This window comes from Pseudomonas sp. S1(2024) (assembly GCF_046557535.1).
This window is the reverse complement of sequence record NZ_JBKGFP010000130.1, coordinates 1-12285: the sequence shown is the minus strand read 5'-3', so window position 1 is coordinate 12285 and position 12285 is coordinate 1. Positions and strand designations below refer to the sequence as shown.

At 65.5% G+C, this 12285-nt stretch carries 8 protein-coding genes; 7 read left to right on the top strand and 1 reads right to left on the bottom strand.

Annotated elements, in window-relative coordinates; genetic code table 11:
- Nucleotides 1-17 precede the first annotated feature (17 nt).
- The 4 genes from ACLCGK_RS31255 to ACLCGK_RS31240 all read left to right on the top strand — a co-directional run bounded on the left by ACLCGK_RS31255 (nucleotide 18) and on the right by ACLCGK_RS31240 (nucleotide 7059).
- On the top strand, nucleotides 18-1400 hold the full coding sequence (locus tag ACLCGK_RS31255; protein ID WP_410953587.1) for an aspartate aminotransferase family protein: 1383 nt from the start codon (nucleotides 18-20) through the stop codon (nucleotides 1398-1400).
- Between the two features lie 178 nt (nucleotides 1401-1578).
- Nucleotides 1579-3072: an aldehyde dehydrogenase gene (locus ACLCGK_RS31250; protein WP_410953586.1), complete on the top strand. Its 1494-nt coding sequence runs from the start codon at nucleotides 1579-1581 to the stop codon at nucleotides 3070-3072.
- A 317-nt stretch (nucleotides 3073-3389) separates the two neighbouring features.
- A complete protein-coding gene (locus ACLCGK_RS31245; RefSeq protein ID WP_410953585.1) occupies nucleotides 3390-6275 on the top strand; it encodes an HD domain-containing phosphohydrolase in 2886 nt (961 codons plus the stop codon).
- 520 nt (nucleotides 6276-6795) lie between these two features.
- Nucleotides 6796-7059 carry a DUF3077 domain-containing protein gene (locus ACLCGK_RS31240; protein WP_015269986.1) on the top strand — a complete coding sequence of 88 codons (264 nt, stop codon included), beginning with the start codon at nucleotides 6796-6798 and terminating at the stop codon, nucleotides 7057-7059.
- Nucleotides 7060-7253: 194 nt separating this feature from the next.
- Here the strand turns inward: ACLCGK_RS31240 and ACLCGK_RS31235 are convergent, their stop codons facing one another.
- On the bottom strand, nucleotides 7254-8966 hold the full coding sequence (locus ACLCGK_RS31235) for an FAD-dependent oxidoreductase (RefSeq protein WP_410953584.1): 1713 nt from the start codon (nucleotides 8964-8966) through the stop codon (nucleotides 7254-7256).
- Nucleotides 8967-9160: 194 nt separating this feature from the next.
- On the opposite strand from ACLCGK_RS31235, the gene ACLCGK_RS31230 reads away from it, so the two are divergent.
- The 3 genes from ACLCGK_RS31230 to ACLCGK_RS31220 all read left to right on the top strand — a co-directional run bounded on the left by ACLCGK_RS31230 (nucleotide 9161) and on the right by ACLCGK_RS31220 (nucleotide 11963).
- Nucleotides 9161-9937, top strand: a complete 777-nt coding sequence (locus ACLCGK_RS31230; protein ID WP_085663306.1) for an IclR family transcriptional regulator — start codon at nucleotides 9161-9163, stop codon at nucleotides 9935-9937.
- 140 nt (nucleotides 9938-10077) lie between these two features.
- The gene (locus ACLCGK_RS31225; RefSeq protein WP_123085848.1) at nucleotides 10078-11130 is read left to right on the top strand and encodes a Gfo/Idh/MocA family protein; all 1053 of its coding nucleotides are present in this window, start codon (nucleotides 10078-10080) and stop codon (nucleotides 11128-11130) included.
- Between the two features lie 17 nt (nucleotides 11131-11147).
- Entirely contained in the window at nucleotides 11148-11963 is an 816-nt protein-coding gene (locus tag ACLCGK_RS31220) for a sugar phosphate isomerase/epimerase family protein (RefSeq protein ID WP_410953583.1), read from the top strand.
- The last annotated feature ends 322 nt before the right edge of the window (nucleotides 11964-12285 follow it).

The following is a 12285-nucleotide window of genomic DNA, read 5'->3' as shown; positions in this document are numbered from 1 at the left end:
GCAAAGGAAAACCAACAATGAATGCGCCTTTCGCCCCGCAACGCCAGACCCGCGACTACCAGGCAGCCGATGCCGCGCACCACATCCATGCCTTCCTCGACCAGAAGGCGCTGAACGCCGAAGGGCCACGAGTGATCGTCGGTGGCGAACGCCTGCACCTGTGGGACAGCGAGGGCAAGCGCTACCTGGATGGCATGTCCGGCCTGTGGTGCACACAGCTCGGCTACGGCCGCCGCGACCTGACCGCTGCTGCTGCCGCGCAGATGGACCAGTTGGCCTACTACAACATGTTCTTCCACACCACCCACCCGGCGGTGATCGAACTGTCCGAGCTGCTGTTCAGCCTGTTGCCGGGGCACTACAGCCACGCGATCTACACCAACTCCGGCTCCGAGGCCAACGAGGTGCTGATCCGTACCGTGCGCCGCTACTGGCAGGTGGTCGGCCAGCCGGACAAGAAGATCATGATCGGCCGCTGGAACGGTTACCACGGCTCGACCCTGGCGGCCACGGCGCTGGGTGGCATGAAGTTCATGCACGAAATGGGCGGGTTGATCCCGGATGTGGCGCACATCGACGAACCATACTGGTACGCCGAGGGCGGCGAGCTGACCCCGGCCGAGTTCGGCCGCCGCTGCGCCCTGCAGCTGGAGGAGAAGATCCTCGAACTGGGGGCCGAGAACGTCGCCGGCTTTATCGCCGAGCCGTTCCAGGGCGCGGGCGGCATGATCTTTCCGCCGGAAAGCTACTGGCCCGAGATCCAGCGCATCTGCCGCCAGTACGACGTGCTGCTGTGCGCCGATGAAGTGATCGGAGGCTTTGGCCGCACTGGTGAATGGTTTGCCCACGAGTACTTCGGCTTCGAGCCCGACACCCTGTCCATCGCCAAGGGCCTGACCAGCGGCTACGTGCCCATGGGTGGCCTGGTGCTGAGCAAGCGCATTGCCGAGGCGCTGGTGGAGCGGGGCGGGGTGTTCGCCCACGGCCTGACCTATTCCGGCCACCCAGTGGCGGCGGCGGTGGCCATCGCCAACCTGAAGGCGCTGCGTGACGAAGGCATCGTGCGCCAGGTGAAGGACGACACCGGGCCGTACCTGCAACGCATCCTGCGCGAGGTGTTCGCCGACCACCCGTTGATCGGCCAGGTGCAGGGTGCCGGGTTGGTGGCGGCGCTGCAGTTCGCCGAGCACAAGCCGACGCGCAAGCGCTTTGCCAACGAGAACGACCTGGCATGGCAGTGCCGCACCTTCGGTTTCGAGGAAGGGGTGATCATTCGCTCGACCCTGGGCCGGATGATCATGGCGCCGGCACTGATCGCCAACCACAGCGAGCTGGATGAGCTGGTAGAGAAGACCCGCATTGCCGTGGACCGCACGGCGCGCCTGGTCGGCAAACTCTAGACCGCTGATCCCTGTGGGAGCGGGCAAGCCCGCGAACACCGGCGAAGCCGGTGCCATCCACCGTGTCGCCTGGTTCGCGGGCATGCCCGCTCCCACAGAGGGAGTGCGGCGTGCTTGCGGACTGTGTGGTACCTGTTACTTGCGCAAGACGACCGCACGACGGTCGCCTGGAGTACAAATGTACACTCTCGGATTCTGGCAACAACGTGCCTCGGACCTCTACCTCCCGGCCAATGCACTGATCGACGGCAAGCCCGTCAACGCACAGGACGGCGCCACCTTCGCCGCCATCAACCCCGCCACCAACAAGGTATTGGCCCAGGTCACCGCCTGCGGTCAGGCCGAGGTCGACCTGGCCGTCGCCAGCGCCCGCAGGGCTTTCGAGCAAGGCCCATGGCCGCGCATGGCCCCGGGTGAGCGCAAGAAAGTGCTGCTGCGCCTGGCCGAGCTGATCCTGGCCCATCGTGAAGAACTGGCCCTGCTCGACTCGCTGAACATGGGCAAGCCGGTCATGGACGCCTACAACATCGACGTGCCGGGCTCGGCGCAGGTGTTCGCCTGGTATGGCGAGGCGCTGGACAAGCTGTACGACCAGGTGGCACCCACCGCGCCCAACGCGTTGGCCACCATCACCCGCGAAGCCCTCGGCGTGGTCGCCGCCGTGGTGCCGTGGAACTTCCCGCTCGACATGGCCGCCTGGAAGCTCGCCCCGGCGCTGGCTGCCGGCAACAGCGTGGTGCTCAAACCCGCCGAGCAATCACCGTTCTCGGCCCTGCGCCTGGCCCAGCTGGCGCTGCAGGCCGGTGTGCCGGAAGGTGTGCTGAACGTGGTGCCGGGCCTGGGCGAGCAGGCCGGGCAGGCACTGGGCCTGCACCCGGACGTGGACTGCCTGGTGTTCACCGGCTCCACCCAGGTGGGCAAGTACTTCATGCAGTATTCGGCCCAGTCCAACCTCAAGCAGGTATGGCTGGAGTGCGGCGGCAAGAGCCCCAACCTGGTGTTCGAAAACTGCCAGGACCTGGACCTGGCTGCGGAAAAGGCGGCATTCGGCATCTTCTTCAACCAGGGCGAAGTGTGCTCGGCCAACTCGCGGCTGTACGTGCAGCGCTCCATCCATGACGAGTTCATCGAGCGCCTGCAGGCCAAGGCCCGCCAGTGGCTGCCAGGCAACCCGCTGGACCCGGCGAGCCGTGCCGGTGCAATTGTCGATGCCGGGCAAACTGGCCGGATCGAAGCCGCCATCGCCCGCGCCGGGCAGGATGGCGCGCGGTTGGTGTGTGGTGGCCGGCGCCTGACCATCGACGGCTCGGACAATTACATCGAGCCGACCATTTTTGCCGGTGTCGATGGCCGTATGAGCCTGGCGCGGGAAGAGGTATTCGGGCCGGTGCTGGCGGTCAGTGCCTTCGACAGTGAAGAGCAGGCCGTGCGCCTGGCCAACGACAGCATCTATGGGCTGGCGGCGTCGGTGTGGAGCGATGACTTCAACCAGGTGCACCGCGTGGCACGGGCGTTGAAGGCCGGCACCGTGTCGGTGAACACGGTCGATGCGCTGGATGTGACGGTGCCGTTCGGCGGTGGCAGGCAGTCCGGGTTTGGCCGCGACCTGTCGCTGCACTCGTTCGACAAGTATTCACAGCTCAAGACCACCTGGTACCAGTTGCGCGCCTGATACATCCGATCTTGCACCGCGTCGCCTGTTTCGCGGGCTCGCCCGCTCCCACAGGTACTGCACTGGCTGCGGTGCTGCGCGGTCCCTGTGGGAGCGGGCAAGCCCGCGAAGCAGGCGACGCGGTACCCGGATCATTCATGGCGTTCCGTTAATTTTCCTTGCCAACCCGGCAGAAAGCTCGGGTCCGCTCTACACTGCTGCCAAGATGGGGCAGGGCTATGTGCCGCCACGCCCCCCGTCTCGCTGCCTGCGAATGGCTTCTGCCTGCATGATCGTCCTGGCTGCCCCGTCAAACCGCCATACATGGAGTACCTGAGATGGGCTGCGTGTCGAATGGTCGTGCTGCTGGCAACGCCGGACGTGGCATTTCACTGCAGTGGCTGGTGGCACTCGCCATCGTGCTGGGCATGTTGCTGCTCGGCGCCGCCCTGGCCTGGCAGGGCTATCGCGGCATTCGTCAGACCTTGGTGGCCGCAGCGGGTGATTCTGCCCAGCAAATAGGCAAGACCATCGACGAGCGCGCCCGGCGCCTGATCGACCCCGTGCACAGCAGTATCCGCCTGCTGGCCCACAACCCGGCCGCGCAAACCCCGGCTCAGCGCCTGGAACGCTTGCCGCAACTGGTCGAGACGCTGGACGCCAACCGCATGCTAAGTGCTGCCTACATGGGTTACCCCAGTGGTGAGTTCCTGCTGGTGCGCCGCTTGCGCGACCCGCAGTTGCTGCAGCGTTTCGCTGCGCCGCCGGGCACGGTATTTCTGGTGCAGAGCGTCAGCCGTGAGGGCGGGGAGGTGCAGGGTGAATGGCGCTTCTACGACCGCTCGCTGAACCTGCTGCAGGCCCAGGCCAAGCCTGAATACCGCTACGATCCGCGCACGCGCCCATGGTTTGTCGAAGCCAGTGCCCAGCCCACCACCGTGCTGACCCACCCCTATGTGTTCTTCACCACCCGCGAGATCGGCCTGACCATGGCCCAGCGCAGCCTCGACGGCGGGGCGGTGATCGGCATGGACGTTTCGGTCGACGACCTGGCCAGTGAGACTCAGGGCCTGCGCATGACCCCCGGCACCGAGATCGTCGTGATCGACGACCAGGGTAGCGTGGTGGCCTACCCGGACCTGCAGCGGGTAATCGTGCACGAAGGGCAGGCCGTGCGCTTGTCGCGCATCGCCGAACTGGGCATCCCCAGCCTGGAGCACCTTTACGCCGACCTGCCGCAAGGCCCCCGGCCGCAGCCTTATCAGGTGGACGGGCAGGCCTGGTATGGCATGCGTGTGCAACTGACCAACCTGGCCGGGCAGGACCTGCAGGTGCTGATTGCCGTGCCAGGCCATGAGTTGCTGGCCGGTGCACGCAAGGTACTGCTCGAACAGTTGCTCTGGACCGCTGCCCTGATGAGCGTGCTGCTGGTGCTCGGTGGTGTGCTCGGCCGGCGTATCGGCCGCCCGTTGCGGTTGCTGGCTGAACAGGTACAAGGCCTGGCTGGCTTTGATTTCAGCCGCGAAGTCGGGGTGCGCTCGCGGGTATCCGAAGTGCGCGAGCTGAGCCGCGTGCTTAGCCGCATGTCCGGCACCATCCGCAGCTTTCAGGCGATTACCCTCACACTCAGCAGCGAGCGCGACCTGGAACGCATGCTCGACGGTGTGTTGACCCATCTGGTGGAAGCCGCCGGGGGCAGTGCCGGCGTGGTTTACCTGTTCGATGCCGAACACGCCTTGCTGCGCCTGGCCGCTGCCTGCCATGGCGAGCAGTACCCTGGCGAGCTGGCCGTGGACGAGACTGCCCAGCAGCACCTGGCCACGGCAGTGAGCCAGGCCCTCGGCCTGCATGAGGGCACCCTGGCCTTGGTGCTGAATGACCGCAGCCAGGCGCTGCTGGGCATATTGATCCTGCAACTGGGCGATGGACATGTACACGAGCAGGCAGGCCAGCCGTTGCGCAGCTTTGTCGCGGAACTGTCCGGGGTGGCGGCGGTGGCCATCGAGACACGCCAGCTGGCCGAAGCCCATCAACGCCTGCTGGATGCCATGATCAAGTTGCTGGCCGATGCCATCGATGCCAAGAGCCCCTATACCGGTGGCCATTGCGAGCGGGTGCCACAACTGGCGCAGATGCTGCTGGACCAGGCGGTGGCGGCCGAAACCGGCCCGTACGCCAGTTTCAGCATGACCGCGGCTGAACGCTACGAATTCCACGTCGCGGCCTGGCTGCACGACTGTGGCAAGGTCACCAGCCCCGAGTATGTAGTGGACAAGGCGACCAAGCTGGAAACCTTGTACAACCGTATCCACGAGGTACGCATGCGTTTCGAGGTGCTCTGGCGGGATGCCGAGCTGGCTTATTGGCAAGGCCTGGCCAGCGCTGGCGACCAGCAGGCGCTGCAAGCCACCCTGGTGCGCAGCCAGGCGCAGCTGCAGGACGACTTCGCCTTCGTCGCCCAGGCCAACATCGGCGGCGAGTTCATGCAGGACGCCGACATCGAGCGCCTGCAGCAGATTGGCCAGCGCCTTTGGCAGCGCCATTTCGACAACCGCCTGGGCATCTCCCGTGATGAGCTGGAGCGCTTTGCCGACGTGCCTTCACCTGCGCTACCGGTTTACGAGCCACTGCTGGCCGACCGCCCCGAGCATTGCGTGCCCTGGGGCCCCCGCAAGCCGCCGGTGGCCAAGGACGACCCGCGCAACCGCTGGGGCTTCGACATGCGCCTGCCGGCCTGTGCCAGCAATTACGGCGAGCTGTACAACCTGGCGATCCGCCGCGGCACGCTGAATGACGAGGAACGTTTCAAGATCAACGAACACATCGTGCAGACCATCATCATGCTCAGTTCCTTGCCGTTCCCCCGCCAGCTCAAGCGGGTTCCGGACATCGCTGGCAACCACCACGAGAAAATGGACGGCAGCGGCTACCCGCGCAGGCTGGGCGAGCAGGACCTGGGCATTGCCGAGCGGGTGATGGCGATTGCCGACATCTTCGAGGCGCTTACCGCGGCCGACCGGCCCTACAAGGCGCCGAAGACCTTGTCCGAGTCGGTGAAGATCCTGGTGGGCATGGCCCGCGGCGGGCACATCGACGGCCAGTTGCTTGAGCTGTTCCTCAGCAGCGGGGTGTACCGCCAGTATGCCGAGCGGTTCCTGCGTGCCGAGCAGATCGACGAGGTGGACGTGGCGTACTGGCTGGGGCAGATGCGTTGCCCGGCTTGAGCGAAAAATCAGATTTAGCCCCTTCCTTGTAGGCCATTTCCCAAAGATACTCACGCCGCCTGTTTCCCGTTGCGGCCGCTTTGGCAGCGCTCTAGTCTCGGCGGGTCGCTGCACATCAGCGATCGGCTTTGACAGGCCGCGACGAGATACTTCGCATGGCTTTGCGCTTCATGGTGGCTGTGCATGGGGCACGTTCGCGTGCGCCGGTTCTGGTATCCGCCGGTCTGTCAACCTATGTACAGCTGCCACCTACTTGTTTGACAGCAGGCCGGTAGTGGCCCAACAAATGGATACCAAAGCATGCTGAAAGTTGTCCCCGATCCACCCCACATCCCCCGATTCCTTCGAAGACACTTTGCACCAGGGCATAAGTAATGTGTTGCCTGTTCTGGCCTCTTCGCGGGCACGCCCGCTCCCACAGGATCTTCACCGTACTCAAGAGTTGCACAGTACCTGTGGGAGCGGGCGTGCCCGCGAAAGGGCCAGTGCAAGCAGTCGAGAAATTTCAGGGGATTCACCAATGACCACAGAAGAGACCCAATTTACCGTCGGCAAGACCACCTTCTACCAAGGCGAAAACGGCACCCATCCACTGTTCCGCATCGAGCCCGGCATCCCCTGCCGCGATGCCCGCGAGCAGTCCTCGGAATTGATGGGCTATGTCCGCGAACTGACCATTACCGGCCTGATGGATGAGAAACCGATGATGATCTGGGCCGCCCATTACCTGAGCGCGATGGCCAAGGCGCTGATGGATGATGCCGAACTGGGCATGAAGCACTGAGGTATCGCAGGCAGGCGCGGTTTCCTGTAGGAGCGGCCTTGTGTCGCGAAAGGGGTGCGAAGCGCCCCCAACGATCTGTGCATCACCGCAAAAACGCCGGGGCCGCTTTGCGGCCCTTTCGCGACACAAGGCCGCTCCTACAGGAATCGCGCCGTCCATGAGGTACAGGGCATGGCCATCAGTGATCGCTCACCTCATTCATACTCCCGCACCCCAGCAATATGCCGCCCGGCCACATAGCCAAAGGTCAGCGCCGGGCCCAGGTTGATACCACCCGACGGATACCAGCCGCCAAACACGCTGGCCATGTCGGTACCCGCCGCATACAGGCCAGCAATCGGCTGCCCAGCTTCATCCAGCACTCGGGCATTCCCGTCGGTGCGCAGCCCGGCAAAGGTGCCAAAGCAGCCGGGCTGCACCTTCACCGCATAGAACGGCCCATGTTCGATGGGCGCCACGCAAGGGTTCGGCCCCTTGTGCTGCGGGTCACCCTGCTTGCGGTTGAACGGTGTGGAACCACGGCCGAACGCCGGGTCCTGGCCGTTGCGGGCATGGTTGTTGAAGTCGCTGACCGTGGCGCGCAACCCTACCGGGTCGATGCCGCAGGCCTGGGCCAACTGCTCGAGGGTGGCAGCCCGCTTGAGATAGCCGCTGCGCACGTGCGGCCACACCGGCAGTGGCGCCGGGCGGGCGTGGCCCAGGCCATAGCGGCGCAGGAAACGGTGGTCGCAGACCAGCCACGAACACACCTCTTCGCCCTGTGGCACCGCCGCGATCATCGCTGACACGTAGTCGTAGTAGCCATGCGCTTCGTTGACGAAACGCTTGCCGTTGGCCAGCACGCCGATGATGCCCGGTTTGCCGCGTTCGATGATGTGCGGGAAATGGCCGACGCTGCCGTCGCGGTGCGGCACGCGCGAAACCGGCGCCCAGGCCACCGGCGACTTCAGGTCGGTAGCGACCACACCGCCGGCCGACTCGCCCAGGCGCAGGCCGTCACCCGAACAACCCTTGGGGGGCAGGGCCAGGTTGTCATGGCCACTGGCATCGCGCGGGAACAGTTGCTGGCGGCGGGCGTTGTCGTTGGGGAAGCCACCCGCCGCAAGCACCACGGCCTTGGCACGGATCAGTTGCTCGCCCTGCGGTGTAGCCACCAGCGCGCCCCGCACCTGGCCATCCTCGACCAGCAGGCGTTTGGCCGGCGCCGATTCCTGCAGGCGCACGCCCAGGTCTTGTGCCGACCTGGCCAGGCGGGCCACCAGCGCCACGCCGTTGACCAGGTGCATCGCCCGGCCATACCGGGCCAGGTGGTACAGGTGGCGGCCAAAGCGTTTGCACACGTGCAGCAAGGCCTTGGGCGAGCGGGTCATGTTGAGGAACGCGGCAAGGTCGGCACCCGCCATTATCGGCATGCCCATGAACGAGGTTTCGCGCATGGTCTTGCGCAGGCGTGGCAGCAGCGCACCCACCTCGCGGGCGTCATAGGGCGCGGCAATCACCTGGTGCCCCCCCTGGGCCGCGCCCGGTGTGTCGCCATGCACGTCGGGGATGCCGTTGCCGTCGGCAAACTGCAGCGCCGTGTGCTTTTCGAAAAACGCCACCATGTGCGGGCAGGCTTCGAGGAAGGCGTCGATGAGTTCGGCGTTGTAATACGCCCCCAGTTCATTGCGCAGGTAGGTACGCGGCTGCTCGATGTCCTCCTCGATGCCAGCCCGGCGTGCCAGCGGGTTGCGCGGCACCCAGGCCCAACCACCGGACCAGGCGGTGGCGCCGCCGAACACTGGCTCCTTCTCCACCACGATCACCTTCTGCCCATGCCAGGCCGCCGTCACGGCCGCAGCCAGCCCGGCGGCACCAGAACCTATGACCAGCACATCGCATTCGGTTTCGTAGGGAGCGGAAGGCATTGCGGGATTCCTGTATTGTTATTGGAACAAGGTTCCACATTCTTATTGGCAGCGAATCGGCCCGCAAGGGTATGGCGGCCCTTCCGGGCAAGTAATGGGCGATAACCGGACAGTTCGTGCCGCCCTGGCTGCGGCGGCTATCGGCGGTGTGGAATCATCTTCTAGAATTCGCAGAAATTTCAGGGACCTGTGTCATGGCTGGTAGTCAGATCGAACGCGCCTTCAGTCTTGTAGAAAGCCTTACCGGTGAGCCGCAAGGGCTGCCGTTGCAAACCCTGGCCGAGCGCCTGGATATCCCCAAGAGCGCCACCCATCGCATGCTCACCGAACTGGTGCGGCTGGGCTATGTGCGGCAGAACCGGGATAACAGCCGCTACCAGCTGTCGGCCAAGCTGGTGGCGCTGGGCTTCCGCTACCTGGCCAGCAGCGGTGCCGACATCATTCAGCCGATTCTCGACCGCCTGGCCCAGGACAGCGGCGAACTGGTGCGCCTTGGCGTGATCGACGGCGCCCGCCAGACCTGGATCGCCAAGTCCCAGGGTGCCCGCTCCGGGCTGCGCTATGACCCGGACATGGGCCGCGACGCGCCGCTGTTCTACACCGCGTCCGGGCATGCCTGGCTGGCCAGCCTGGACGATGAGCAGGCGCTGCAGATGGTATTGCGCCAGGGCATTGCCGACCCGGCGCAGTTCGGCCCGAATGCGCCGCGCTCCACCGACGAGTTGCTCACCTACCTGCGCCGCGCCCGCGAGCGCGGTTATGCCTGGGTCGAGGAAACCTCGGCCATTGGCACCTCGGCCCTGGCTGCGGTGGTGCGCCGCCCGCAAAGTGACGAGGTGATCGGTGTGCTGAGCATCGCCGGGCCCAGTGCGCGCCTGGCGCAAAGCCGCCTGGCAGAACTGGCGCCGCTGTTGCTGGCGGCGGCAGAGGAACTGTCGGCGGCCAGCCGGGCCAGTGAGTTGTTCGCTTGAAGGTGCATTTCCGGTCGATTACCGCACACTCTGTCCTGCGGCTTCTTCTTAAAAGCTGAACCTGGTTCTAAATTGTCGAGTGTGGATTGTGGAATCAGATTCCGGAATCCGCATGACAACAATGACAAGAGGACAGGCTGTTGAACGCACCCCTTCGTATTGCCTTGATCGGCGCCGGCAGCATGGGCCGCCAGCATTACCAGCATTTGCTGAATGTGCCGCAGGCCCAGCTGTGCGCTGTGGCCGACCCGGGCCCGCAGGCCGAGGCCTTTGCCGCCGAATGCGGCGTGCCCTGTTTTGCCGACCACCGCCAGATGCTGGAGCACGCGCGCCCCGAGGCAGTGATCGTCGCCAATCCGAACAACCTGCATGTCGCCACCGCCCTGGACTGCGTCGAGGCCGGTGTACCGGTGCTGGTCGAAAAACCGGTGGGCGTGCACCTGGATGAAGTCCGCGCGCTGGTGGAAGCCTCGCGCCGCCACGATGTGCCGGTGCTGGTCGGCCATCACCGCCGGCATAACCCGCTGATCGCCAAGGCTCACCAGGTGATTGCCGACGGCAAGCTGGGCCGACTGATCAACGTCACCGCGCTGTGGCAGTTGCAAAAGCCCGACAGCTATTTCGACACCCCCTGGCGCCGCGAGCCGGGCGCTGGCTTCCTGCTGACCAACCTGATCCATGACCTCGACCTGCTGCGCCACCTGTGCGGCGAGGTGGTACAGGTGCAGGCATTCACCCGCAACGATGTGCGCGGTTTTGCCAACGAGGACAGTGCCGCGGTGCTACTGCAGTTCGCCAATGGAGCATTGGGCAGCCTGACTGGCTCCGATGCGGTGGCCGCGCCGTGGAGCTGGGAGCTGGACTCCGGCGAAAGCCCGGTCTACCCACGCCAGGATGGCCAACCGTGCTACCTGCTGGCCGGCACCCAGGGGGCCCTGAGCATTCCGCAACTCAAGCGCTGGCACTACGCCGAGGCCGGGTCGGGCTGGCACACGCCGTTGTTGCAGAGCGAGGAAAGCATCCCCGCCGGCGAGGCATTGACCTTGCAGTTGCAACACTTCGTACGGGTTGCCCGGGGTGAACAGGCGCCGCTGATCGATGCCGCCGATGGTGGCCGTACCCTGGCGCTGATCGAGGCGATCCGCCAGGCAGCGGAAACTGGCCGGGCCTGTGCGCCCGAGCACATTGCTTGAATTGTCGGGTGACGATAATGACTGAACGAATTTTCTCCCTGGCGGCCCTGACGGTACTCGAGCTTTCCCCGCCGGACATGGTCGAGGCAGCAGCCCGCGCCGGTTACAGCCACGTTGGCCTGCGCCTGGTGCCCGCCACCGAGCAGGAGCAGCATTTCCCGCTGGTGGCCGATGCCGGCCTGCGCCGCCAGACCCAGGCGCGCCTGCGCGACACGGGCATCAAGGTGCTCGACCTCGAGATCCTGAGGCTGAAGCCGGAAACCTGTGTCGCCGATTTCGAGCCGATCCTGGCGGTGGGCGCCGAGCTGGGCGGCACGGAGCTGCTGGTGGCTGGCAACGACCCGGATGAAGCGCGGCTGACCGAGCGCTTTGCTGCGTTGTGTGACCTGGCGGCGGGGTATGGCATTCATCCGCACCTGGAGTTCATGCCTTGGACTGATGTGCGTGACCTGCGCCAGGCCATGCGGGTGGTGGCCAACGCTGACCGTGCCAATGGCTGTGTGCTGGTGGATGCCTTCCACTTCAACCGCTCCGGTTCTTCGCTGGACGATCTGGCGCAACTGGCACCGCAGCGCATGCGCTATGCCCAGCTGTGCGACGTTGCCGGCCCGGTGCCGGCCGAGATGGACGAGATCCTGCGCCAGGCACGCAACGAGCGGCGCTTCCCGGGCGAGGGCGATGCCGATCTGGTCGGCCTGCTGCGCGGCTTGCCGCCAAATGTGCCGTTGAGCCTGGAGATCCCCACACGGCAGTTGCTGGAACAGGGCATGAGCGGCGAACAGCGTGCGCGCATGGCGCTGGAGAAGGCCATGGCAGTACTGGCCAGAATCTGATTGATAGAACGCGGCGCATGGCACGGGCTATCGCCCGTGTTCGCGGGCACGCCCGCTCCCACAGAGCTGCACATGATTCACTGACCTGGCAGGGGCCTTGTGGGAGCTGCAGATTTGCGGTGAGGCTGATGGCCCTATCGCCGGCAAGCCAGCTCCCACAGGTACAGCGCATGGCTTGAGCCCTGTGGAGCCCTTGTGGGAGCAACTGTCTTGCTCAATTTCAAAAAGCTGGCGCGATCCCTGTGGGAGCGGGCTTGCCCGCGAACACGGGCGAAGCCCGTGCCATCCACCACGGTGTTGGCTTCGCGGGCAAGCCCGCTTC